Here is a 25,048-nt window from a genome sequence, read left to right as displayed (position 1 = left end):
CGTCGGTCATCCCGCCCCAAGATATTTCCATGGCTTCCAATCTTCACGACCTCCCCGACAGCCCGTGCATCGGCGTGTGCTCGACGCTCTTCGACGAAATCTGCAAAGGCTGCGGCCGCACCGCGATGGAAGTCTCCAACTGGGTGTTCCTCAGCGACGAGGAAAAGCGCGCCATCTGGACGCGCATCGAGCGCGAAGGCACCGCCATGCGCTTCCAGAAGAAGAACGCCTGACGGCACGCGCATCAAAAACGCCGGATCAGCCGGCGTTCAAAACGCGGCGCGCGTAGCGCCGCAACGTCATGCCGACGCGCGCCGCCCATCACGAGCGGCGCGATATAGGGCGCGCCCAGCGGCAAACCGCCAAGCCACGCTTCCCTAAATTCAGCTCAGCGCGAAAGCCGCACGCGGTGCGACAGCCGGTCGCGCCGCCCCGGTCAGCAGCAATTCCAGCAGATCGCGCACGCTGCGGATCGCGTTGCCGAACGGCAGCGACTCGCGACCACGGAAGAACAGACCGTTCGCGACGTCGCCGCGCAGAGCCGCCGCGAGACGCGTATCGATACAGAAGTGGCCGAATTTTTCGATACCGTCACGCAAGCCGCACATCGACAGGCAGTCGAGCCCGGTCGGGCAAGCCAGCTTGATCGAGCCGATTTTCGCGCGGATGCGCGATTCGTTGCGCAGGTAACGATCGAGCCACGGCGTTTTCACGGCGCGCGCGGGCAGGCCCGTCACACTCACGAATTCGACGATGTCCTCGGGCGTGGCGTCGGCCAGCACGCGCTTGAAGTTCGGATGCGCGTCGCCCTCCTCGGTCACCGCGAACGGCGTGCCGACCTGCACGCCGTTCGCGCCCGCCTCCAGCCACTTGCGCACGGCGTCGTGACTGTTGATGCCGCCCGCGACGATCAGCGGCACGTCGCGGCGCGTGATGCCCAGCGAAGCGTAGACCGCGTCGAGATCGGCGAAGATGCGCGCGAACGCAAAGCGCTCGTTGTTCATGTCGGCGATGTCGGTTACGCCGAGATGGCCGCCCGCGTGCGCCGGGTGTTCGAGCACGATGGCGTCGGGCAGGCGCCCCTTCTTCGCCCACTTCTTGAGCACCAGCGCGACGCCGCGCGCGTCCGACAGAATGGGCACGAGCGCGATGTCGACGCCCGCGGTCATATCGGGCAGATCGAGCGGCAGGCCCGCGCCCATGACGATGGCGTCGGCGCCCTGCTCGCAGGCGATGCGCACGTAGTCGGCGTGGGCGCTGACGGCCTTCATGACGTTCACCGCGATCATGCCCTTGCCGCCGGCCAGTTGCCGCGCGGCCGCGATCTCACGGCCGAGCGCGATCAGGTTTGCGCGCGCGAGCGTCTCGTGCGAATGGTCTTCGCGGCACAGCTCGGTGAGGTCGGCGTGATGATGGCGCAGGTCGATGCTCGCGATGGTGCCGATAGCGCCTTCGCGCGCGACGCTGCCCGCGAGCCGGTGCGCCGAAATGCCGACGCCCATGCCGCCTTGCACGACCGGCAGCAGTTGACGCCCGCGGATGACGAGCGGCGAGAACGAATGAGTAGGAAACATGGTGACCCGCTTTGCGTTGTCGATGACAAAACGACAATGGTCGCGCGCCGCCCACAGATCACATTGTGATTAATCAATGAAAAATGCGAGGTTCCGTAAAGAACCCCGCATCACTGACTCAAATCAAAACGTCACGCCGAAACATTTGCAAGGCGCGAAAGTGCCGCTAGCCACCGCTCGATCAGGCTTTCGGCACCTTGAACTGCATCGACTTGTATTCCAGGTACTCCTCCAGACCGTAGACGCCGTTCTCGCGCCCGTGGCCCGACTGCTTGTAGCCGCCGAACGGCGCGGCCATGTTCCACGCGCCGCCGTTGATGTCGATCTGGCCTGTGCGGATACGTCGCGCCACGCGCATCGCGCGCTCGTCGCTGCCCGCCCAGACCGCGCCGCCGAGGCCGTAGAGCGAGTCGTTGGCGATCGCGACGGCATCGTCCTCGTCCTTCGCGGTGAGGATCGTCAGCACCGGGCCGAAGATTTCCTCCTGCGCGATGGCGGCGTCGCGCGGCACGCGGCCGAACACGGTCGGCTTCACGAAGAAGCCCTTCGTCACGCCTTCCGGCAGGCCCGCGCCGCCGGTCACGAGTTCGGCGCCATCGGCGATGCCGCGCTCGATGTAGTGCTGCACGCGCTCCTGCTGCACCTTCGAGGCGAGCGGCCCGAGCTTCGCCGTCTCGTCGCGCGGATCGCCGACCGTGTAGGCTTCGACGGCCTCTTTCGCGAGCGAGCGCGCTTCTTCGTAGCGCGACTCCGGCACGATCATGCGCGTGTGCGCCGAGCAGGTTTGCCCCGAGTTCAGGAAGCACGCGCCGACCGTGCCTTTGACGGCCGCCGCGAAATCGGCGTCGTCGAGCAGGACCGAGGCCGACTTGCCGCCGAGTTCGAGCGCCACGCGCTTGACGGTCGCCGACGCGACTTCCGAGACGCGCTTGCCTGCGCGCGTCGAACCCGTGAACGACACCATATCGACCTGCGGATGGCGCGCGAGCAATTCGCCGACGACCGGGCCGTAACCCGTCACGAGATTGAACACGCCCGCAGGCAAGCCCGCTGCGTGAATCGCCTCGGCGAGCACGAACGCGTTGAGCGGCGCGATTTCGGACGGCTTGAGCACGACCGTGCAGCCCGCCGCGAGCGCGGCGGCAACCTTGAGCGTGATCTGGTTGAGCGGATAGTTCCACGGCGTGATCGCCGCGACCACACCGACGGGCTCGCGCACGACCAGCGAATTGCCGACGCGCTCCTCGTACGGGAATTCGCTCGCGAGCTTCGCGTAGGCGCCCCAGTTGTAGACCGGGCCACCCACCTGGATCGCGCGCGCGAGCTTGAGCGGCATGCCGACTTCGCCGGCGATCAGCTGCGCGAGTTCGTCAGTGCGAGCCTTGAGGTTGTCGGCGATTTTTTGCAGATACGCGCCGCGCTCGGCGGCGGGCGTCGCGGACCAGCCGTCGAAGGCGGCGCGCGCGGCAGCGATGGCGGCTTCGGCATCGGCTTCGACGCCTTCGGGAATGCGGCCCATCACGGCTTCGGTACCCGAGTCGAATACGTCGATCATGCCTTTGCCGTGCGGTGCGACCCATTGGCCGTTGATGTAGAGCTGGGCGTAGTTGTTCATGCGGTGTGCTCCTGTCTCCGTGATTGTGGGTGTCTGCGGTGTTCACTCGCTTGAGCGGCGTGGACGTCGAGGCCCACGCAGCGGCAACGTCGCATTCTAGCGTGGTTGACGATTACGTAAAGTATGAGGCGGATTCGGGGCTGCTATCGCGCCCTTATACTGCTGCTCACCTCGACTTTTCCCGCCAATCGATGAAACGCACCCTGCTCAGTCTTGCCGGAAGCCTTGCTCCGCTGCTCGCGCATGCGGGCTGCGAGGACCATGTCCAGGCGTGGGCGCGGCAGTTGCATCCAGCCCGCACATTCGATTCGAAGATGGCAACGTGCAAGGTTTGGCCCGCGAACGCGGCGCTGACGATTGCGGCGCTGCCGTTCGGCAATGCGGAGGACAAGGACGGCGGCGGCAGCGTGGATCTCGAAGTGCTGGTCGCCGATACCGCAACGGGGGCGATCGTGGCGCATCAGTTTCAGCCAGCGGCGATCCGCTACGAGGCGGACCATGGTCTGGACGGCGTCGAAATCGATACGGCGCGATATCAGCTCACGTCTGCGCAGCGCGCCTTCGGTGTGAGAGTGAAGTCGTCGGGCGGCATGCCAGCGGACATGTCAGGGTTTGAGACGCTCAGCCTGTTCATGATCGTGGGGCCGCACCTGCATACGGTGCTGGACCGGATGGAGGCGATCACCTGGACTGGGGAGCGCGACGGCCCGTGCGTGAGTACGGTGGAAACGACCCGCTCGATCGCACTCGGCCCCGTGGGCCCGCAAAGCTATGCCGCCTTGCGCGTGAACGAAAAATACGTCGAACGCGAGCTTCAGTTCAACGGCCAAACCTGTTCGGAAAAGAGCATGTCCGCCAAGCCTCGCAACTTCACACTCAACTATCGCGACGGCACGTATCGCATTCCCGACGATCTGCGGCATTCAAATTAAGCCGCACTTTTACGTGCTCAAAGACAAACGGGCTACGCATCACGCGTTGCCCGTTTTCACACTGCCCGCGAAAAGCAAGAAATTTCCGCCGTAAAACAATTTTCACGGCACCGATATCCGCTCTTACTTTTCTGCCTCGAAGAACGCACGATATGCGGCGAGCACTTTACCGAAGGCATCACGCAACCAAATTTGCTTTCCATCCACATTCAGAATCAAGTATTCGCAACCAAGCGAATCACCAACGCGAGATACACCAACGAAAAAACCCTTTACGATCTTTTTTGCGTAGGCCGGTCTTGTTTTGCCATCTAAGCTGTGATGCTTCGCATTGTTCGCCGCACTGATAACGGCTCGAAACTCCTCAAGATCGTAAATCTTCAGCAGAAGCACTTCTTCAGCAGTTCGCTCAGCCTCAGCTTTCTCCGTGATACCTTTCCTCACGCCTTCTTTCGTTCCGTTTTTGACCAGCCAATCGAGCAGGTGAAACAACGTTACCGAAACCAAGAAAGCGTTAATCGGCGTCTGCTCGCTGTAAAACGCCTCATACTGTTCGCACGCGAGCTTGAAAATATCTCGGGCATTAAGATCAAAAAATCCTTCAGCCGGGAAGTTCCACTCCATTACACCCTCCTTTTAGCGCCCAAAACAAAACGGGCGACGCATCACGCGCCGCCCGCTTTCATTTCATGCCGCCATCAGCAGCCGAGGCTCAATGCAAGCCCTGGCTCGCCAGGAAGTCCTCGTAGTTGCCGCTGTAATCGTTGATCGTGCCGTTGGTTTTCACCTCGATGATGCGATTCGCCAGGCCGTTCACGAATTCACGGTCGTGCGACACGAAGATCAGCGTGCCTTCGAACTTTTCGAGCGCGATCTGCAGCGACTCGATCGATTCCATGTCCATGTGGTTGGTCGGCTCGTCCATCAGCAGCACGTTGTGGCGGCCCAGCATCAGCTTGCCCCAGATCATGCGGCCCTTCTCGCCACCCGACAGCACCTTGACCGACTTCTTGATGTCGTCGGCGTTGAACAGCAGACGGCCCAGCGTGCCGCGCACCGACTGCTCGTCGTCGCCTTCCTGGCGGTACTGGTCGATCCAGTCCATCAGCGTGACGTCGGCCGGGAATTCTTCGTATGTGTCCTGCGGCATGTAGCCGATATTCGCGTTTTCGGCCCACTTCACCGAACCGTTATCGACGGCCACATTGCCCAGCAGCGAGCGCAGCAGCGTGGTCTTGCCCGCGCCGTTTTCGCCGATGATCGCGATGCGCTCGCCCGGCTGCACGCTGATGTTGAACTTGTTGAAGATGCGGCGTTCGTAGGTCTTCGTGATCTCTTCCGCGACCACGACGATGTTGTGCAGCTTCTTCTCGAACTCGAAGCGGATGAACGGGTTCTGACGCGACGAGGGCTTGAATTCCTCGATCTTGATCTTGTCGATCATCTTCAGACGGCTGGTGGCCTGACGCGCCTTCGACTTGTTCGCCGAGAAGCGGCGCACGAAGTCCTGCAGGTCGGCCACGCGTTCCTTCGCCTTCGCGTTCGCGTTGGCCTGACGCTCGCGCGCCTGCGCCGACGCCAGCATGTAGTCGTCGTAGTTGCCCGGATAGACCTTCAGCGTGCCGTAATCCATGTCCGCCATGTGCGTGCAGACCTGGTTCAGGAAGTGTCGATCGTGGGAAATGATGATCATGGTCGAGTTGTACTCGTTCAGAACATCTTCCAGCCAGCGGATCGAATTGATGTCGAGGTTGTTGGTCGGTTCGTCGAGCAGCAGCACGTCCGGCTTCGAGAACAGCGCCTGCGCGAGCAGCACGCGCAGCTTCCAGCCCGGCGCCACGGCGCTCATCGGGCCCTGATGGAATTCCGTGTCGATGCCGATGCCCAGCAGCAGTTCGCCCGCGCGCGCTTCGGCCGTGTAGCCGTCGTACTCGGCGAACTTGGTCTCGAGGTCGGCGGCCTTCATGTAGTCGTCGTCGGTTGCTTCGGGGTTCGCGTAGATCGCGTCGCGCTCGGTCATCGCGCCCCACATTTCGGTGTGGCCCATCATGACGACGTCGAGCACGCGCACGTCTTCGTACGCGAACTGGTCCTGGCGCAGCTTGCCCAGACGCACGTTCGGCTCGAGGATGACGTTGCCCGAGCTTTGCTCGAGGTCGGCACCGAGGATCTTCATGAACGTGGACTTGCCGCAACCGTTCGCGCCGATCAGGCCATAGCGGTTGCCTTCGCCGAATTTGACCGAGATGTTCTCGAACAAGGGCTTCGGCCCGAATTGCATGGTGATGTTGGCGGTAGAGAGCACAGCGCGTCCCGAAAGTAGATCGACGAAAAACCTGTAATTTTAGCAGGTTATGCCAGTTCGCGCGCGGCTGCCAGCGGTTCCGCGGCCTGCGCGCGCTGCGGGGAAATTACTGGAAATTCGTGGCAGATTGATGCTGCGGGCCGCCGAACGGGCGCGGTCCGGCGTGAACTCCACCGTCATCCAACCTCGAACGAACCTCGTTCAGCCTCACTTTTCGGCCCCGATTTCAGCCCTGACGCGGCGTCTGCAAAATATCGACGAAACCGGAGAAGTCGGCCTGCGCCAGGCCCATCGCTTCCGCCAGACGCAGCAATTGCTGCACCGTGCCCGAGACCGGCATCGGCGTGCCGGTCTGACGCGCGGCGTCGGCGACCGTATCGACGTCCTTCTGAAACGTTTTCAGCGCACCGATCGGCGCGAGGCCGTCCTGCGTCATACGCGGCACGAAGGTGCGCAGCAGCGTGGAGTCGGCCCAGCCGCCCGCGAGCGCTTCGGGCAGCTTGGTCGCGTCGATGCCGCTGCGTTGCGCGAGGCCCACCGCTTCGGCGATCGCCGCGACCGTGGCGGTCACGATCGCCTGGTTGCAGAGCTTCGTGGTCTGCCCCGCGCCCGGCCCGCCCATGTGCGTGACGCGCGCCGCGTAGGCGGCCAGCACCGGCTCGATCTGCGCCACGTCCTGCGCCGCGCCGCCCGCCATCACTGCGAGCGTGCCGGCCTGCGCGCCGCCCACGCCGCCCGACACCGGCGCGTCGACCCAGCCGACGCCCAGCGCCGCCGCGCGTTCGGCCAGCTCGCGCGTGAGACCCGGCGGAATGCTCGAATGATCGACGATCAGACGCACGCGGCGCGCGTCGTCGGGCGCGCCCAGCAGACCTTCGGCGCCGAACACGGTCTGCTCGACCGCCGCGCCGTCCGCGACGCACAGCAGCACCACTTCCGTCCGGCGCGCGAGTTCGCGCGGCGTGGCGGCCACGTGCGCGCCATCGGCGACGAGCGCCTCGGCCTTCGCGGGCGTGCGATTCCACACGCTCACCGTGTGCCCCGCGCGCAGCAGATGGCGGATCATCGGCGCGCCCATCAGCCCGGGACCGCAAAATCCGAGTTCGGTTGTGGGCTGCGCGATGTTGTCCTGCTCTTGCATGTTCTTTGTCTCCGGCTCGATGTGGCTCGTCGTGTTGCGCGGCGCCTTGCCCGGCTCCGGGCATGCGCCCTGCACGCTGATATGGGCGAGGCGCCATCATAACCGGCGGCCTGCCCGCATCCGCCCGCAATCCCGCATCGGTTTCCGCGTGCGTTCCGGCTCGTGTTTGCGTGCGATCCGTTACCTATACTCGATTGGCGCATCCCCGAAAAACCGTGCCCATCGGAGACACTGTCATGAGCGACCATGTCTATAAGCAGATCGAACTCACCGGATCGTCCAAGGTATCGAGCGACGAAGCCATCCGCTGCGCGATCACGCGCGCATCGAAGACGCTGCGGCATCTGCACTGGTTCGAAGTCGTGGAGACGCGCGGCCTGATCGAGAACGACCAGATTTCGCACTGGCAAGTGACGATCAAGGTGGGCATGCGCATCGACGACGTCGACAACTAGCCGCGCGGTCGTTCGCGTCGGCACAAGACAAAACGGCAGCGCGAAGCCGCTCGGGCCTCGCGCTGCCGTTTCACGTCCGGCGTGCGGAATGGTCTGAGGAAACGCGCGCTCACGCGGCGCGTTTGCCTCGCTCGCGCCTACGCGGACAAGCTCACTTCGGCAACGAGCCGTCCACGCCCTCGACGTACCAGTTCAGGCGTTGCAGTTCCGGGTCGGTGAGCGTCTTGCCCGCCGCGACCTTGACCGCGCCCGTCTGATCCTTGATCGGGCCGGTGAACACGTCCCACTTGCCGCTGGCGATCGCCTCGCGCTTCGCGGCGACGGCCTTCTGCGCATCGGCGGACAGATCGGCCGTGTTCACGTCGCCGAGATCGACGGCCTTTTGCGGAATGCCCCACCAGACCGGATCGTTCTTCCACTTGCCGTCGAGCACCTGCTGGATCGCGGCGACGTAATACACGCCCCAGTTCGCCTCGACCGAACCCAGATGCGCGTGCGGGCCGAACTTCTTCATGTTCGAATCCCAGCCGAACGCGTGCACGTGTTTTTCCTCGGCGGTGGCGAGCGTGGCGCTCGAATCGGTGTTTTGCAGCAGCACGTCGGCGCCCTGCCCGATCAGCGTTTCGGCGGCCTGCTTTTCCTTGCCCGGATCGAACCAGCTATTGATCCAGATAACCTTGGTGTGGACCTTCGGATTCACCGAGCGCGCGCCCAGCGTGTACGCGTTGATGTTGCGCACGACTTCGGGAATCGGCACCGAGGCGACGAAGCCGAGCGTGTTCGTCTTCGTCGCGTAACCGGCCGCGACGCCCGCGAGATACGCGCCCTGATACATGCGCACGTCATAGGTGCCGAAGTTCGGCGCCTTCTTGTAGCCGGTCGCGTGCAGGAACACGGTGTCCGGGAAGTCCTTCGCCACTTTCAGTTCGAAGTCCTGATAACCGAAGCTCGAACCGAAGATGATCTTGTTGCCCTTGCTCGCGAGATCGCGGAACACGCGCTCCGAGTCGGCCGATTCCGGCACGTTCTCCACGCGCGTGATCTTGATCTTGTTGCCGAACTTCTGCTCGGCGGCCTTCGAGCCCTGATCGTGCGCGAAGGTCCAGCCGGCATCGCCCGGATTGCCGAGATAGACGAACGCGACGCCCGGCGCATCGGCGGCCTGCGCGGCCGGGACGAGCGCCGCCGTGCCGCACGTAGCGGCGACGGCAAAAGCGGTCAGGAGGGTTTTTTTCATTGTGTGGATCTCCGGTCTTGGATTGAGAAACTGCGAGCGCTTCCGTTGTTATCGAGTCTTTATCGAATCTTTATCGAACCATTTAAGCCGCGCCGAAGAACGACTTGCCGAGCGAGGCCGGCGCGTTCAGGCGAATCGTGTTCGGATTGCGCGAGATGAGCACCAGCACGACGATGGTCGCCACATACGGCAGCATCGCGAGGAACTGTGTCGGCACCGGCACGCCCACCGCTTGCGCGTAGAACTGCGCGCCCGTGACCGCGCCGAACAGCAGCGCGCCGATCAGCAGACGCCCCGGCCGCCACGTCGCGAACACCACCAGCGCCAGCGCGATCCAGCCGCGCCCCGCCGTGATCTGCTCCTGCCACAGATGCAATTGCACGACCGAGTAGTACGAGCCCGCGAGCCCCGCCATCGCGCCGCCGAACGCCGTCGCGCCATAGCGCACGCCGATCACCGGAAAACCCACCGAGTGCGCGACCTGCGGCGACTCGCCGACCGAGCGCAGCACGAGCCCGGCGCGCGTGCGGTAGAGGAACCAGCCGACCACCGCGAACATGGCGAACGCGAGGTAATCGACGGGCGTGAGATTGAAGAACGCCGGCCCCACCACGGGCAGATGCGAGAGCCCCGGAATCGGCCACGCGGAAATCGTCGCCGAGGTCGCGGCCGAGGTGTAGGGCTTGCCGACATAAGCCGAGAGCCCGACGCCGAAGATCGTCAGCGAGAGTCCCGTGGCGACCTGATTGGCCTGCATCGTGAGCACGAGAAAGCCGAACAGCAGCGACATCGCCACGCCCGCGGCCATGCCCGCCACGAGCCCGAGCCAAGGATTGCCGCTGATCGTGGTGACCGCGTAGCCGGTAACGGCGCCCATCAGCATCATGCCTTCGACGCCGAGGTTAAGCACGCCCGACTTCTCCGTGACGAGTTCGCCCACGCCCGCGAACATCAGCGGAATGGCGGCGGTGACGGCGCTCGATGCGAGCGAACTGGCTTGCTGGATATCCATGTCGTGTGGCCTGTTTCGGATGCGTTGTGTTTCGTTGTGTTTCGCTGTGTTTCGAATACGCGTTGTCTGACGCTGAGGGCTTCAGCCCGCCGTCGCAACGGTATGGCGGCGGCGGATGCGGTAGTTCACGAACAGATCCGCGCCGAGCAGGCAGAACAGCAGCAGGCCCTGGAACACGCCCGAGAGCGCCTGCGGCAGTTGCAGCGAGGTCTGCACCGCTTCGCCGCCGAGATAGAGCAGCGCCATCAGCAGACTGGCGAGCACGATGCCGATCGGATGCAGCCGCCCCACGAACACGACGATGATCGCCGTGAAGCCGTAGCCCGGCGACCACGTCGCCTGCAACTGGCCGATCGGACCGGCGATCTCACCCATGCCCGCAAGCCCGGCGAGGCCGCCCGAGAGCAGCAGCGAAGTCCAGATGGTCTTTTTCTCGGAGAAACCGGCGTAGCGCGCGGCGAGCGGCGCGAGTCCGCCCACGCTCATGCGGTAGCCCGCGAAGCTGCGGCGCATGAACAGCCAGACGAGCGGAATGGCCGCGAGCGTCAGGAAGATCGACGCGTTCAGACGCGTGCCGCGCAGCCAGTGAATGCGCCAGTCGCCGCCGAAGGTCGGATAGAGCGCGTCGCCGCTGAACATTTCGGAGAGCGGAAAATTCATGCCGTTCGGATCGCGCCACGGGCCGCTCACGAGCCAGATCAGCAATTGCGTCGCCACGTAGGTGAGCATCAGGCTCGTGAGGATTTCGTTCGTGTTGAAGCGGCTCTTGAGCCACGCGGGAATCGCCGCCCAGGCCATGCCGCCGAGCACGCCCGCGAGCATCATCAGGAACAGGATCCACCCGCCGCTCGCCTGATCGAAATAGATCGCCACGCCGCTGGCCGCGATGCCGCCGAGCACCATCTGCCCTTCCGCGCCGATGTTCCAGACGTTGGCGCGATAGCCCGCCGCAAGACCCAGCGCGATCAGGCACAGCGGCGAGGCCTTGAGCAGCAGCTCGCTCCATCCGTTGATGCTCGATAGCGGTTCGATGAAGAACGCGTGCATGGCCTGCACGGGATCGCGCCCGACGAGGCCGAAGATCAGAAAGCCAATCGCGAGCGTGAGGAGCGCCGCAATCAGCGGCACGGCGATGCGCACCGTGCGGGACGGCGTCGTGCGGGCTTCGAGTCGGTAGGGAAAAATCATGGCGGTGTGATCGGAAACGTTGCGTCGTTGTCGTTATGCGCGGCGAGTCGTGTCGTATCTCGTGCCGCTCACGCGTGCGCCGTGGGCGCGGCCGGTTCGGCGGGCGGTTCGTCGCCGTTGCGTGGGCCATCCTGCTGCCCCGTCTGCGGCCCGCTCTGTTCCGCGCGCTCGCCGAACAGCCCCGCCATCCAGCGGCCGATTTCTTCGGCGTTGGTCTCGCCCGTGAGACGCGCGGGCGACAGGCGTCCGCCCGCAAGCACGGCGATGCGGTCGCAGATATCGAACAGTTCTTCGAGTTCTTCGGAGATCACGAGAATCGCCACGCCGCGCGCGGAGAGATCGAGCAACTGCTGCCGGATGAACGCCGCCGCGCCGACGTCGACGCCCCACGTGGGCTGCGCGACCACAAGCACCTTCGGCGTCTGCAGGATCTCGCGCCCGACGATGAACTTCTGCAGATTGCCGCCCGAGAGACTTTGCGCGAGCGCGTCGGGGCCGCCGCAGCGCACGTCGAAGGCGCCGATGCAGTGCTCGGCGAACGCGCGCATCGCGCCGGTCTTAAGCCAGCCCGAGCGCACCATGCCTTCGCGATGCGCCGTGAGCAGCGCGTTTTCCGCGAGCGACATCGCCGGCACCGCGCCGCGTCCGAGCCGTTCTTCGGGCACGAAGGCGAAACCGAGCTTGCGGCGCGCGCCCGCCGACATCCGTCCGGCCGGTTTGCCGCAGATCGTCACCGCGTCCGCGGGCGTGCCGTGACGCGAGGTCTGCGCTTCGCCCGAGAGCGCGGCGAGCAGTTCGGCCTGACCGTTGCCCGAGACACCCGCGATGCCGAGAATCTCGCCCGCGTGCACGCCGAACGACACATCCTTGAGCGAGGTGCCGAACGGATCGTCGCTCGGCATCGACAGTTGCTTCACGTCGAGCAGCACGTCGCCTGGCGTGTGCGCGCGACGCGTGTAATCGGGCAAATCGCGGCCGACCATCAGGCGCGCGAGCGACGCGTGCGTTTCCTCGCTCGGATTCACGTTGCCCGTGACCTTGCCGCCGCGCAGCACGGTGGCCGTGTCGCACAGTTCCTGAATTTCGTCGAGCTTGTGGCTGATGTAGAGAATGCTGCAGCCTTCCGACGCAAGCCGCCGCAGCGTGCCGAACAGCTTGCGCACCGCTTGCGGCGTGAGCACCGACGTGGGCTCGTCCATGATCAGCAGACGCGGGTTCTGCAACAGGCAGCGCACGATCTCCACGCGCTGGCGCTCGCCCACCGTGAGGCTGTGCACATGGCGCTGCGGATCGACGTCGAGCCCGTATTGCGCCGACACCTCGCGAATGCGTTTGGCCAGCGCCTTCAGATCGAACGCCTCGTCGAGCGAGAGCGCGATGTTCTCGCCGACCGTCAACGTTTCGAACAGCGAAAAATGCTGGAACACCATACCGATGCCGAGCTTGCGCGCCGCCGCCGGACTCGCGATCTCGACGCGCTCGCCTTCCCAGCGGATCTCGCCCGCATCCGGGCGCACCGCGCCGTAGACGATCTTCATCAGCGTGCTCTTGCCCGCGCCGTTTTCGCCGAGCAGCGCGTGGATCTCGCCGGGCGCGACGGTCAGCGTGACGTCGTCGTTGGCGCGCACGGCCGGATATTGCTTCGTGATGCCAAAAAGCGCGAGTCGCGGCGTGCTGGCCTGACGTGAAGATGAATCGCCCATGGAAGTTGTGCCGTAGTTCGTTGTGGTGCGCGTGGGTTGCAGCCGGTGTAAGAAAGCCGGTTGCTTTATCCGATATGAATGCAGCTTCGTGCCATGCCCGCGAAGCGCCGCTGCGCGGGTCACGATACCTGTTAGCCCTGCCAACGTCGAGACATCAAAAATGTCCGCCGTCCAGACCTCACAGGCGTATACCGGTTATTTGGCGCGAGCGCGCCAGCATCGGCAGGGCTTTCGCCCGAAGTCGGGATTCGCCGCTCTTGACGGCCCTTTTTGTCCATATTAAAAAACATATACCCACTAAGCCTTTCGATCAGCCAAAACATATAATTCGGAGAGTTGTTCATGAGTCAGCAACGCGAGGCGATCGACACGTACCTCTTGCGCGTCTTGCATACCCTCTTGATGGAACGCAGCGTCACGCGCGCCGCCGTCAAGCTCAATCAGTCCCAACCCGCGATCAGTGCGGCGCTGCGGCGTCTGCGCGACATCACGGGCGATCCGCTGCTGGTGCGCGGCAAGTCGGGCATGGTGCCGACCGAATACGGCCTGCGCCTGCTCGAACCGGTGCAGAACGCGCTGCGCGAGATCGAGCGCATCCGTTTCCAGCAGCACAATTTCGATCCGGCCACGTCGATCCGCTGCTATCGCATCGGCTGCCCCGACTATCTGAACGTGCTGTTCGTGCCCACTGTCGTCGAGCGCTTCCGTCAGGCCGCGCCCAACGCCACGCTCGAATTCCATTCGCTCGGCCCCGCGTTCGACTACGAACTCGCGCTCGAGGAAGGCAAGCTCGACATCGTCATCGGCAACTGGCCCGAGCCGCCCGAGCAGCTGCACCTCTCGAATCTGTTCGTCGACCAGATCGTCTGCCTGATGAGCAACACGCATCCGTTCGCCAAGCGCGGCGGACTCACGCTCGATCAGTACCTGAACGCGCCGCATCTCGCGCCCACGCCCTATTCCGTGGGCCAGCGCGGCGCCATCGACGTGCATCTCGCGCGCGAGCGTCTCAAGCGTCATGTGGTCGTCACGCTGCCGTACTTCAATCTCGCGCCCTACGTGCTGATCAAGTCCGATCTCGTGTTCACGACCACGCGCCTGTTCGCCGACCATTACGCGCGCTTCCTGCCGCTCACGGTCGTGCCCGCGCCGCTCGATTTCCCGCCGATGCAGTACTACCAGTTGTGGCACGAGCGTTGTCATTATTCGGACGAAGTGCGCTGGTTGCGCGGCCTCGTCGCCGAAGCGACGAAGACGCTGATCGACAAGCCTTAACGGATGTTCATGCGAAGCGGCATTCAGCGCCGCTTCGCGCTTCATCCCCCTTCAGGAACGCATTAACGCGCCGACTGCACGAGCCGCGCAGCGAGCGCATTGTGGCGCTCGATCACCGGACCCAGTTCGACGGTCTGCAACACGCCCTCCTTCACGACTACGCGTCCACCGATCACGCTCAACGCGACCTGCGATGGCGCACAGAACACCAGCGCCGCGACCGGATCGTGCAGCGCGCCCGCAAACAAGGGCTGGCGCAAATCGAAGGCGACGAAATCCGCGGCCATGCCCGGCGCGAGCGCGCCGATGTCGTCGCGTCCGAGCACTTTCGCGCCGCCCAGCGTCGCGATTTCGAGCGCCTCGCGCGCAGTCATCGCATCGGGTCCGAAACCGACTCGCGCGAGCAACATCGCCTGACGCGCCTCGGCCACCATCTGCGCGCCGTCGTTCGACGCCGAGCCATCGACGCCCAGCCCGACCGGCACGCCCGCGAGCCGCATCTTCTTGATCGGCGCAATGCCCGACGCGAGCCGCATGTTCGAACACGGACAATGCGCGACGCCCGTACCCGTGCGCCCGAACAGGCCGATGCCGTGATCGTCGAGCTGCACGCAGTGCGCATGCCAGACATCGGGGCCGATCCAGCCCAGATCCTCGGCGTATTCGGCGGGCGTCATGCCGAACTTCTCGCGGCTATAGGCGATGTCGTTGACGTTCTCAGCGAGGTGCGTGTGCATCGAGACGCCGTAGTGCCGCGCCAGCGTCGCCGACTCGCGCATCAGATCGCGGCTCACCGAAAACGGCGAGCACGGCGCCACGACCACGCGCAGCATCGCGTAGCGGCCTTCATCGTGATACGTCTCGATGAGGCGCTGCGTGTCGGCGAGAATCGCGTCCTCGCGCTCGACCACCGAATCGGGCGGCAGACCGCCGTCCTTCTGGCCCACGCTCATGCTGCCGCGGCTCGCATGAAAGCGCATGCCGATCTGCTGTGCCGCGCGGATGCTGTCGTCCAGACGGCTGCCGTTCGGATAGATGTACAGATGGTCGCTCGACGTCGTGCAGCCCGAAAGCAGCAGCTCGGCCATGGCCGTGAGCGTCGAGACTTCGATCATCTCGGGCGTGAGGTTCGCCCAGACCTTGTAGAGATTCGTGAGCCAGCCGAACAGTTCGGCGTCCTGCGCGGCGGGCAGCGCGCGCGTGAGGCTCTGGTACATGTGGTGATGCGTGTTGACGAGACCCGGCGTGACCAGATGGCCGGTGGCGTCGATCACTTCGTCGGCGTCGGGCGGCAGTTCCGCCGTCGGGCCGACCGCGACGATGCGGTTATCCTCGATATAGAGGCCGCCGCCGCGGATCTCGCGGCGCGCGCCGTCCATCGTCACCAGCATGTCGGCGTTCTTCACGAGCAGGGTCTTGCCCTTGCCGGGTTCGCGCGCCATACCGTTCGTCGTGCGGTTCGTGGGTTCCATCGTGTCTGTTCGCTCCGTTGTCGTGCCGCGTCGGCGATGCCGCGCCGCGGCGTTCGGGCCCTGGCCCTGGGTGTTGACAGACGTCCCTGCCGCACGCGCCGCTCAGCCGGAAACCGGTGCCGACGCATCCCCGCAAGGACGCCGCTGGCCCGGTTACCCGGCGCGCAGCGCCGTCTTCGGGATGCGCGGCCCGCAATTCCACACTCGGGCGGCGCACAGGCTCTACCTTCGGCGGTCAAAAAAATGCTGACAATTCGCGCCACCGAGATACCCGAATTCACGCCCAGCATATAAAGGTCGATTTTTGGCGCGGCTAGGATGTACTCATGGGTGAAAACCCGCATGAAAAATGCGGGTTGGATCGCGCCGGAAGGCCGCCAGGAGGGGCGCGGCGCTTGAGGCTCATGCTGCCGGCATTATCTTTCTTATCGCTCGCGCGCTGGAGGCCCGATCGTTCTTAAAATGCGTTCACGGCGCTCGCATCGATCCGCCGACGGGTATGTAGCCACTGTCACGCCAGCGACGTGGAGCCTCGATCCGCCGCACCGAATTCCGGGATCGGGCTGCCGCCGCAACCTCGCAATGACACCAGCAAAACACAAGGAAAACTGCGAATGGGCAAGCTGACTACCCACGTGCTCGACACCGCGAACGGCCGTCCCGGCGCGGGCATCAAGGTCGAACTTCATGCGCTCGACGGCGAGGCACGTCGCGCGCTGAAGACCGTGACCACCAACCACGACGGCCGCTGCGACGAACCGCTGCTCGAAGGCGCCGCGCTCGCCGCCGGCGAATACGAACTCGTGTTCCATGCGGGCGATTACTTCGCCGCGCTCGGCGTGAAGGTGCCGGAACCGCGCTTCGTCGATCGCGTCGTGCTGCGCTTCGGCATCGCCGATGTCAACGCGCACTACCACGTGCCGCTGCTCGTCTCGCCGTGGGCGTACAGCACGTATCGCGGCAGTTGAGCGCACGGCTTTCCCGCATAGCGCACACAAGAACAGACGGACCGCAGAGACAGCGGCTAGACGAGGTCAACGTCTAGTTCAACTTCGGCGCAGCGGCGCTACATCGCCCTGCTTGCACGACGCCGCCTCTTTGCATGGCGTCCAGCCCCGCAGTCCGCGCGCGGCGGCGCATCGATCCCCGGACGATGCCCTGCGCGCGTCACGAATCAGGAGTGGAGGAGTTTCATGGAAGGCTTTATCACTGACTGGCTGAACCTCGCGCTGCGCTGGTTCCACGTCGTCGCGGCGATCGCCTGGATCGGCGAATCGTTCTACTTCGTCGCGCTCGACAACAGCCTGAAACCGCCGACGGACCCGAACCAGCGCCGTCGCGGCGTATTCGGCGAACTCTGGCACGTGCATGGCGGCGGCTTCTACAACATGCAGAAGTACACGGTCGCACCACCCGAAATGCCCGACGACCTGCACTGGTCGAAATGGCCTTCGTACACGACGTGGCTCTCGGGCGCGTCGCTGTTCACGGTGCTGTATCTGATGGCGCCGAACACCTACCTGATCGACAAGAACGTGCTCGACATGGGCCCGGTCGTGGCGATCTTCTCGGCGCTCGGCTTCCTCGCCGCGGGCTGGATCGTCTACGACTCGCTGTGCCGCCTGCTCGGCACGAAAGACCGTCTGCTCGGCGTGTGCGTGGGTCTCTACGTGGTGATCGCCGCGTACCTCGCGTGCCACATCTTCTCGGGCCGCGCCGCGTATCTGATCATGGGTGCGATGCTGGCGACGATCATGTCGGCGAACGTGTTCTTCGTCATCATCCCGGGCCAGCGCAAGATGGTCGCCGCGATGCTCAAGGGCGAAGTGCCGAACCCGATCTACGGCAAGCGCGGCAAGCAGCGTTCGGTGCACAACACCTACTTCACGCTGCCGGTGGTGTTCGCGATGCTGTCGAACCACTACGCGATGACCTATGCGCACGCCTACAACTGGGCCGTGCTCGTGGTGATCATGCTGGCCGGCGCGCTGATCCGCCAGTTCTTCGTGATGCGTCACCGTGGCCAGCAGCTCTGGTATCTGCCGCTCGGCGGCATCGCGCTGATGTTCGTCGCGCTGGTCTGGACGCTACCGCGCCCGGTCGTGCCGCAAGCCGAAGCCGCGAATGCGCCGACGATCAAGGTCGGCGACATCCAGCCGATTCTTCAGCAGCGTTGCGCGGGTTGCCACTCGGCCCACCCGACGCTGATGGGCGCGGCGCCGGCCGGTGTGATGCTCGATACGCCCGACGAGATCACCCAAAACGCGCAGCGTCTGTATCAGCAGGCGGTGACGCTCAAGGCGATGCCGCTCGGCAACGTCACGCACATGACCGACGACGAGCGCCAGAAGATCGCGATGTGGTTCCAGGGCGGCGCGAAGCAGTAAGGCGCGTATCGCTTGAGTGAATCGCAAAGGCTCGAAGCAGACGTTGCTTCGAGCATTTGTTTTTTTCCGGGCTGCTGCGGTTAGGGGGTGATCGGCAGATACCCGCCGCCTAAGGCCGCTGTCGCGGGTGCGAGGTCGGCGGCATTGATCGAGCGTGGCGTGGGAGCTTGTGAGGAAGGCGCGGAAGGCGCTGGCGCCAGCGGCGCGGGAGTGGCGGCGGCTGTGCGTGGCGCTTGTTGTGGAGGCTGCGCTTCGATGCGCGCGACGTCGATAAGCGGCACTTCTGCACGAAGCGGTTCTGGCCGTGCGGGGACGCTCACGCGGCTCGCGTTGCCTCGTGTCTGCTGCATCGGTTGCATCGGCTGCATCGCCGCGCCGCCCGGCTCGTGCGCAAACAACTGCGTGTTGATGCGCCCCACTTCGTCGAGATCGAGAATCGCCGCCTCGGCCAGCAGCTTCAGCAAGGCCAGCACGGTGTCGTAGCGCGCGCGGATCTGATCGCGCTGGCTCGCGTACAGCGTGTCGGTGGCGCGCAGCACGTCGAAGCTCGTGCGGCTGCCCGCGCGAAAGCCGATGCGCGTCGCCTCCAGTGCGTCCTGCGCGCGCTGCGCCGACTGCGTGAGCGCCACGCTGCGGGCCGCGCCCGCGTTCACGCGCAGCCAGCCGTCGCGCGCATTCGCCGCCGCCTCGCGCACGGCCGCTTCGAGTTCGTCGCGCGCCTTGTCTTCGAGCGCCTGCGCTTCGCGCGTGAGCGCCGTGGTTTCGCCGCCCGAGAACACCGGAATCGTCACTTGCAGCATGCCGGTCGTGGTGGTCGTCGGGCGCGAATAGCCACCGCCCGCGCCAGCGGGCGTATGCGTGAACTGCAACGCGACGTTCGGATAGTGCGCCGCCTGCGCCTTCTCCGTATCGAACTTCGCGACCTGCAAGGCCATCTCGCCGATCTGCACCGGGTACGCACGCGTTTGCGCCTGAGTGACCCACGGCTCGACATCGACGGGCTGCAGCGCGGGCGGCGCGACGCGCGCGGGCAAGGTGGCGAGCGTGTCCACCGGCGCCCCCGTCAGCCGTTCGAGCGCCACGCGCACGAGTCGCGCCTGGCTTTGCGCATCGAGCCACTGGACCTGCGCCTGCGAGCGGCTCGATTCCGCCTCGCGCAGATCGATGAGCGTGACCTCGCCCGCCGCCTTCGCGCGCAACAACAGCGCATAGTGCGCGTCGAGCGCCTGCCGATACGCGTTCGCGCGCGCCAGTTCGTCCTCGGCCGCGAGCCCATCGAAATAGGCCTGCGCCGCGCGCAGGATCGCGTCCTGCGCCGCAGCCGCGGCCTCCAGCCGGCCATGCGCGACCACATAATCGGCCTGACGATACGCCGTCCACAGCGACCAGTCGAACACCGGCTGCACGAGCGAAACGGTCCAGCCGCTTTGCCAGTAGTGCATCGTCGGAAAGCTTTCCATCACGATGCCGTTGTACGCGCGGCCCCAGCCGCCCTGCACGCGCGGCAACAGCCCGGCGCGCGCTTTCGGCACCGCCTGCATCGCGGCTCGATACGCGTCGCGCGACGCGGCGAGCGTGGCGTCATGATCGAGCGTGCTCTCGACCACGCCGAGCAGATCCGCCGCGTATGCAGCGGGAGTCGACACCGCGCATGCCAACACGCAAACCGCGTGCGCAATTCGCTTCAATCTCCATGCCGCCATCACGCCGACTCCATCGCCGCTTCGGCCTGCGCGCGATCGACGCGCACGAACGCGCCGCCCATCAGACGATAGTGCCGGTCGAAACCTTCGGCCATCGCCACGTCGTGCGTAATCACGACGACGGTGCGCTCGATACGCTGCAGCAGCGACGCGATCTGCCGCACGGCGACCGGATCGAGATTCGACGTGGGTTCGTCGAGCAGCAGCAATTCGCGCGGCTGGTAAAGCGCGCGCGCCAGCAGCAGACGCTGACGCTGCCCCGCCGAAATATTCGCCAGCGAATCGCTGATGGTGGTGCGCGTGCGCATCGGCAGACGCATCACGTCGTCGAGCAGGCCCACGGCTTCGAGCAGCGCGTGAATGCGCGCTTCGTCGGCGTTGCCTTCGAACAGCGAGATATTGTCGGCGATCGAACCGTGCAGGATGATGTCGCCCTGGCGCATATGCACGGCGTGGCGGCGGATTTCATCGACGGTGAGATTCGGCCACGCGATGCCGTTGAGCAGGATCTCGCCCGCCTGCGGCTGTTCGGCAGCCGCAAGCAGCTTGAACAGCGTGGACTTGCCCGCGCCCGACGGTCCCGTGATCACGATCTTGTCGCCGCGCGCGATCTCGATACTCGCGTGGCGCAGCACCGGCATGTCCGACACGCCATAGGCGAACGTCACGTCGCGCACGCTGATGTGCTCGAAACGCCGCGCTTCGACAGTCTTGTGGCGGTCTTCGAGCGGCGTATAGCGCTCGGTTTCGTGCTGCGTGATGTCGTCCACGCGCGCGACCGGCACGCTCAGCATGAAGTACGCAAAGCCCGTATTGATGGCGTGCGCGATGCGATCCGAAAACAGCGACTTGTAGATCATGAACGAGTAGAACGCGCCTACCGAGACGCTGCCCGCAAGCATCAGCTTCGCCGCGAACCACGTGACGGCGAGCGTCTCGGCATGCGCGAGCAGCTTGAGCACGGCGTCGCGCGTGGCCGTCAGCCGGCTGCTGCGGAATAACACCGACGCATAGCCGCGGAACTGCTCCATGAAGCGCGCGACGCGACGCGTCTCGCCCTGTGAGAGCTTGATGAGCGGCGCGGCGCGCACGGTTTCGATGAGCGCATCGTCGCATCGCGCGGCCTCGTTGAATACGCGCGCGTGCGTCTCCCACATCGACGCGAACATCGACGCGGACACCACGATATAGAGCGCGAAAATCGCCAGCACGATCAACGACAGCCGGGCGTTCTGCACGAACATCAGCAGCAAGGCCAGCAGTCCCACCGTCAAGTCGATATACAGCGTGACGACGGAGCGCGAGGCGAATCCCGTCACCTCGTCCTGCGCCTTGACGCGCGAGAACACGTCGCCGACATTGCGCTTCTCGAAGTACGCGATCGGCAGACGCAGCAGATGCCCGAGCAATCCTTGCGTGGCGTTCACGCTCATCAGCGCGTGCAGCAACTCGACGAGCACGCCCTGCGCGTACTGGCTGATCGCACCGGCCAGGAAGATGCCCGCGAACGTCAGCGCGAGCACGTTGAGCAGGTTGAGATTGTCGGCGGCTACGACGTGATCGAGCACGAACGCGCCGAAATACGGCTGCGCGAGAATCGCGAACTGACTGCCCAGCGCGACGAACAGAATCTTCGCGAGGCGTCCGCGCATCTGCGGATTGAGACTGCGCAACTGCGCAAGCGCAGCCGGCACGCGCGCGCGCTTCGCGATGCGCTGCATCGCGGGCGTGGGCGCGCACTCGATCAGGTAGCCCGACACGTTCGCCAGAAACGTGTCCATGGCGATGCGCCTGCGCCCCACCGCCGGGTCGATCAGCTTCACATAATGGCGCGAACAGCTTTCGATCACGACGAAATGCGCGCCGCCAAAATGGACGATCGAACCGCGCTTGATATCGCCGACGTCCTTCGGCTCGAACTGGAAGGCCTGCGTTTCGAGGCCGAACTCAGTCGCGACGTCGTAGAGATCCATCAGCGTCAGGCCGTTGGCGGAGATCGCGCGATACCCGGAAAGCTCGCGCACTTCCGTCGCGCGGCCGAGATGCGTCAGCACCATCGCGAGACAGGCGTAACCGCATTCCGCGACTTCATTCTGATAAATGACCTGCATGACTAGCCTCGCGCAATCTTGAACAGCGGTTCGAGCACCCACTCGGCGACCGTGCGCCGCTCGACTACGACGCTCGCACTCGCCTGCATGCCAGGCAGAATCTCGAAGCGCTGCTTGCCGTAGTCGAAGGTGTGCCCGCGCAGCGTGACCCAGGCGACATACTCGTCACCGGGCGGCGCAGCGGAGGACTTGTCGGCGTTCGCGCCAGGAGGCATCGGCGCCGCAGAGCTGACCGTCGTGCGCGAGATCGCATCGATGCGGGCTTCGTAGGAACCGAATTTCGCGTAGGGAAACGCGTCGAATTTCAGCCGCACTGTCTGTCCTTCGCGCACGAATCCGCGCCGCCGCGACGGAATGCGCAATTCGGCGCGCAATGGCTGCGTGGCGTCGGTCACGATCACCATCGCGATGTCGGAGGTTTGCAGCGTCGCGCCCTGCACCAGCCGCGAGAACGTCACGACGCCCGCCTTGGGCGCGGAAATGGTGGCGTCGCGACGGTTCTGCTCGAAGCGCGCGTCGGCTTCCTGAAGATCGCGCGCGTGACTCGCGTCGAGTTCCTTGAGTTGCGCCGCGAGCGTGGTTTGCGAGTTTTGCAGATCGGCGAGCGCGGCCAGCGTCTGTTGCCGGCGCGACGCGGATTCCGCACGCGCAATACGGCTTTGGTGCAGATCGGCGCGCGCCTGCTCGATACGGTCGGCCACCACGTAATCGGATACCGATTCGAGCCGCGCGAGTTTTCGCTGCGCCTCGCTGACGAGTTGACCGTTTTGCACGCCTTGTTCGCCGAGCTGCGCGAGTTCCGCGCGGCGGCTCGCCTCGTTCGCGCGCGCGGTCGCGAGCTGCGCATTCAGATCGATTCGGCGCTGCGTATAAAGCGCGTCGGCGGCGCGCCGCTCCTCGTCGCGCACCTGCGCATCGAACGCGGCACGTCGTGTGCCATCGTTCGCGAGCGACATGTCGCGTTCGAGACGGAACAGCGGCTGTCCAGCCGTGACGCGCGCGGGCGGCTCCACGTAGATCGCCGTGACGAGTCCCGTCTCGCCCTGGATCTTGATTTCGGCGGGCGAAACGATTTCGCAGCGCACGTCCTGCTTGAGTTCGACTTCGTACGTGAACGCAAACACCACGCCCGCAACGACGAACGCCGAGGTTGCATACGCTATCCAGCGCCAGCGGATATCCCGGAACTCGGGAAGATGCATCGATTCCATCTTTTTATGAGGTCCCCGTTGCCTGTGTTGCCGGCAATGCGTGTGGTTCGTACAGCTTGTTGTAAACGGCGGTGTGACGGGATCAGCGTGTCGGCGCGAAGTGATAGGCGCACGGATGGCCCGCGAACAGCCAGTCCGGGTAGTTGTCGCGACGGGCGCGTTCAATGGATTCGGCGAGCCGCTGCGGTGCTTCATCTGACGCAAGGTCGATCGGCTCGATTACGTGCACGCCGAAGCGCCCGTTCGAGAGTGTCAGATAGAACGGCAGCAAACAGGCATCCAACGGCGCCCCGAGCCGAAAGACACCGTTGTGCACGCGCGCGGCACGCCCAGCCATCGTGACGCCGACCGTTTCCATCGGAAACTTCGCCAGTGTGAACGGCGCGGCGTCCGCGAAGATCGCGAGCACGCCGTCACGACGCAGCGCGCGCACGACGCGCAACCCCAGGCCATTGCGCTGCTCGTTGTCGCTGTCGTAGGTATAGAGCACGGGCACCGAGGGAATCATCGCCCGATCGTCGCCAAAAACGTCGCGCGGCACAGCCGACACGACCGCAATGGACGCGAGCCCCAGTCCCTTTCGGACCTCGTCGATCACATAGATGTTGGCGTACTGCGAGACGTAGTGAAACGGCGAGAGCAGAACCGCTCGGCCTGGCTCGCGGGCCTTGATCTCGCGAATCCGTTGTGCAATTTGCGCACCGGCGGCGCGCAGATCGGGCCAGACATCGCGGCGCAGCGCCCGGCCGGCATAGAGACGCTCGTCGAGCAAGGTCTCGCGTTCGCGCGCGGACATGGTCCGCAAGGCTTGCGCGCGCGTCAGGCCGACATCGATGCGCCCCGCCTCGTAGCGTGCGACGCCGCTCGCGCGTACGCGGCCGTTGTAGGCGCTGCCGACCAGCCAGCTCAGCAAGGCGACACGTTCGACATTCGCGAACGACAACCGCGCGAAGATCATACGGCGCACCATAAGAATCGCGTTTGCCGGCAAGGCACACAAATGCCTGAGAGACGGCCGGGCAAAGTGGAACGACATGGGCATGAAAAAATTATCGCGTGCGGCCGACTCGCTCCGCACAGCATCCGAATTCCTGCGTCAATCGCGCCAGGACTCAAGAAGGGGGCGAGCCCCCTTCCCGCTTACTTCAGGCGATCAACGCCCGATCAGCGCGGAACCGGCGTGCCGCCCGACGAGCTGCCCGAAGAAACAACCGGAGCCGGTGCGGACGAACGGCGCGGCGCGCAGTAGCTCTTGCAGCAGCCACCAGCGGCCTTGATGTCGTTGAGTTGTGCACGTTCGATTTTTTTCATGATCAGGTTTCCTTATTAATTGAATTAAGCCACCCCGTTTTTGGTGGCGCGACCATTGTTATCAGACTTTTTCCCCGCTTCAATTCGCCTTGACACTTTTTCATCTGCGACCACAAGAATTAAAGGTCTACTGATGGCTGATGCAGCAACTCCCCTTTGGTCATCGCACTTTCCCTACATCGCCGTTCGGACTTCCCCAAATGCTGCTGCCAAAACACGCCGGATTGCCTGAGCGGCCGTCTCGTTTCGCGTCCTTGTCTTGCGACTGACGAGCGACTCAGTCCCATCTCATTTCAGACAAATCGTATTCCCCGCGCATCATGCCCCACATAAATTCGGCATGGCGTGAAGCCGCGAAAAAGCGTCGCTAACACGTCGAGCCGATGCGGGTAGTCACGTGCATCAGTTATACCCTT

Annotated in this window: 21 protein-coding genes; 6 read left to right on the top strand and 15 right to left on the bottom strand. The window is 64.7% G+C overall.

All coding sequences use genetic code 11. The features are described from left to right. Positions 1-29: 29 nt before the first annotated feature. The gene (locus LDO54_RS05860) at positions 30-233 is read left to right on the top strand and encodes a DUF1289 domain-containing protein (protein WP_224007879.1); all 204 of its coding nucleotides are present in this window, start codon (positions 30-32) and stop codon (positions 231-233) included. A 150-nt stretch (positions 234-383) separates the two neighbouring features. Here LDO54_RS05860 and LDO54_RS05855 read toward each other — a convergent pair whose 3' ends face one another. Both LDO54_RS05855 and LDO54_RS05850 read right to left on the bottom strand, forming a co-directional pair. Beyond that, complete coding sequence (locus LDO54_RS05855; protein ID WP_224007875.1) at positions 384-1,574, bottom strand: NAD(P)H-dependent flavin oxidoreductase; 1,191 nt, start codon at positions 1,572-1,574, stop codon at positions 384-386. Between the two features lie 181 nt (positions 1,575-1,755). Continuing rightward, positions 1,756-3,189 carry an aldehyde dehydrogenase family protein gene (locus LDO54_RS05850; RefSeq protein ID WP_224007872.1) on the bottom strand — a complete coding sequence of 478 codons (1,434 nt, stop codon included), beginning with the start codon at positions 3,187-3,189 and terminating at the stop codon, positions 1,756-1,758. A 191-nt stretch (positions 3,190-3,380) separates the two neighbouring features. Between LDO54_RS05850 and LDO54_RS05845 the strand changes: the two genes are divergently transcribed. After that, positions 3,381-4,121 carry a hypothetical protein gene (locus tag LDO54_RS05845; protein ID WP_224007869.1) on the top strand — a complete coding sequence of 247 codons (741 nt, stop codon included), beginning with the start codon at positions 3,381-3,383 and terminating at the stop codon, positions 4,119-4,121. A 123-nt stretch (positions 4,122-4,244) separates the two neighbouring features. On the opposite strand, the gene LDO54_RS05840 is transcribed toward LDO54_RS05845, so the two are convergent. The 3 genes from LDO54_RS05840 to LDO54_RS05830 form a co-directional block, all read right to left on the bottom strand. Continuing rightward, positions 4,245-4,745, bottom strand: coding sequence for a hypothetical protein (locus LDO54_RS05840; protein WP_224007866.1), 501 nt, complete (start codon positions 4,743-4,745; stop codon positions 4,245-4,247). A gap of 88 nt (positions 4,746-4,833) precedes the next feature. After that, entirely contained in the window at positions 4,834-6,426 is a 1,593-nt protein-coding gene (locus LDO54_RS05835) for an ABC-F family ATPase (protein ID WP_224007864.1), read from the bottom strand. A gap of 226 nt (positions 6,427-6,652) precedes the next feature. Then, complete coding sequence (locus LDO54_RS05830) at positions 6,653-7,567, bottom strand: NAD(P)-dependent oxidoreductase (protein ID WP_224007861.1); 915 nt, start codon at positions 7,565-7,567, stop codon at positions 6,653-6,655. Between the two features lie 236 nt (positions 7,568-7,803). Here LDO54_RS05830 and LDO54_RS05825 point away from each other — a divergent pair, with 236 nt between their 5' ends. After that, positions 7,804-8,022 carry a dodecin gene (locus LDO54_RS05825; RefSeq protein ID WP_224007858.1) on the top strand — a complete coding sequence of 73 codons (219 nt, stop codon included), beginning with the start codon at positions 7,804-7,806 and terminating at the stop codon, positions 8,020-8,022. A 151-nt stretch (positions 8,023-8,173) separates the two neighbouring features. Here the strand turns inward: LDO54_RS05825 and LDO54_RS05820 are convergent, their stop codons facing one another. The 4 genes from LDO54_RS05820 to LDO54_RS05805 all read right to left on the bottom strand — a co-directional run bounded on the left by LDO54_RS05820 (position 8,174) and on the right by LDO54_RS05805 (position 13,162). Beyond that, complete coding sequence (locus LDO54_RS05820) at positions 8,174-9,259, bottom strand: BMP family ABC transporter substrate-binding protein (protein WP_224007855.1); 1,086 nt, start codon at positions 9,257-9,259, stop codon at positions 8,174-8,176. An 82-nt stretch (positions 9,260-9,341) separates the two neighbouring features. Further along, positions 9,342-10,271: an ABC transporter permease gene (locus tag LDO54_RS05815; protein ID WP_224007852.1), complete on the bottom strand. Its 930-nt coding sequence runs from the start codon at positions 10,269-10,271 to the stop codon at positions 9,342-9,344. A gap of 81 nt (positions 10,272-10,352) precedes the next feature. Then, positions 10,353-11,459: an ABC transporter permease gene (locus LDO54_RS05810; protein ID WP_224007849.1), complete on the bottom strand. Its 1,107-nt coding sequence runs from the start codon at positions 11,457-11,459 to the stop codon at positions 10,353-10,355. A gap of 68 nt (positions 11,460-11,527) precedes the next feature. Further along, positions 11,528-13,162, bottom strand: a complete 1,635-nt coding sequence (locus LDO54_RS05805) for an ABC transporter ATP-binding protein (RefSeq protein WP_224007846.1) — start codon at positions 13,160-13,162, stop codon at positions 11,528-11,530. 342 nt (positions 13,163-13,504) lie between these two features. On the opposite strand from LDO54_RS05805, the gene LDO54_RS05800 reads away from it, so the two are divergent. Next, a complete protein-coding gene (locus LDO54_RS05800; RefSeq protein WP_065060128.1) occupies positions 13,505-14,437 on the top strand; it encodes a LysR substrate-binding domain-containing protein in 933 nt (310 codons plus the stop codon). 62 nt (positions 14,438-14,499) lie between these two features. On the opposite strand, the gene LDO54_RS05795 is transcribed toward LDO54_RS05800, so the two are convergent. Beyond that, positions 14,500-15,909, bottom strand: a complete 1,410-nt coding sequence (locus tag LDO54_RS05795) for an 8-oxoguanine deaminase (protein WP_224007843.1) — start codon at positions 15,907-15,909, stop codon at positions 14,500-14,502. A 614-nt stretch (positions 15,910-16,523) separates the two neighbouring features. Here LDO54_RS05795 and uraH point away from each other — a divergent pair. Further along, complete coding sequence (gene uraH, locus LDO54_RS05790) at positions 16,524-16,877, top strand: hydroxyisourate hydrolase (protein WP_224007840.1); 354 nt, start codon at positions 16,524-16,526, stop codon at positions 16,875-16,877. A gap of 225 nt (positions 16,878-17,102) precedes the next feature. Continuing rightward, positions 17,103-18,296, top strand: a complete 1,194-nt coding sequence (locus tag LDO54_RS05785) for a urate hydroxylase PuuD (RefSeq protein WP_224007836.1) — start codon at positions 17,103-17,105, stop codon at positions 18,294-18,296. Between the two features lie 80 nt (positions 18,297-18,376). Here the strand turns inward: LDO54_RS05785 and LDO54_RS05780 are convergent, their stop codons facing one another. From LDO54_RS05780 to LDO54_RS05760, 5 genes are all read right to left on the bottom strand, one after another. Next, positions 18,377-19,942, bottom strand: coding sequence for a TolC family outer membrane protein (locus tag LDO54_RS05780; RefSeq protein WP_224007832.1), 1,566 nt, complete (start codon positions 19,940-19,942; stop codon positions 18,377-18,379). 56 nt (positions 19,943-19,998) lie between these two features. After that, a complete protein-coding gene (locus LDO54_RS05775; RefSeq protein WP_224007830.1) occupies positions 19,999-22,110 on the bottom strand; it encodes a peptidase domain-containing ABC transporter in 2,112 nt (703 codons plus the stop codon). A gap of 2 nt (positions 22,111-22,112) precedes the next feature. Beyond that, positions 22,113-23,312, bottom strand: a complete 1,200-nt coding sequence (locus tag LDO54_RS05770) for an HlyD family efflux transporter periplasmic adaptor subunit (RefSeq protein ID WP_356788792.1) — start codon at positions 23,310-23,312, stop codon at positions 22,113-22,115. Between the two features lie 91 nt (positions 23,313-23,403). Then, on the bottom strand, positions 23,404-24,363 hold the full coding sequence (locus LDO54_RS05765; RefSeq protein ID WP_224007823.1) for a hypothetical protein: 960 nt from the start codon (positions 24,361-24,363) through the stop codon (positions 23,404-23,406). A gap of 122 nt (positions 24,364-24,485) precedes the next feature. Further along, positions 24,486-24,632: a hypothetical protein gene (locus LDO54_RS05760; RefSeq protein ID WP_224007806.1), complete on the bottom strand. Its 147-nt coding sequence runs from the start codon at positions 24,630-24,632 to the stop codon at positions 24,486-24,488. Positions 24,633-25,048 lie beyond the last annotated feature (416 nt).

Source organism: Paraburkholderia tropica, assembly GCF_914484835.1.
GTDB classification, from domain to species: domain Bacteria; phylum Pseudomonadota; class Gammaproteobacteria; order Burkholderiales; family Burkholderiaceae; genus Paraburkholderia; species Paraburkholderia tropica_A.
The sequence above is the reverse complement of the archived record's forward strand: the minus strand, read 5'-3'. Positions and strand labels throughout refer to the sequence as shown.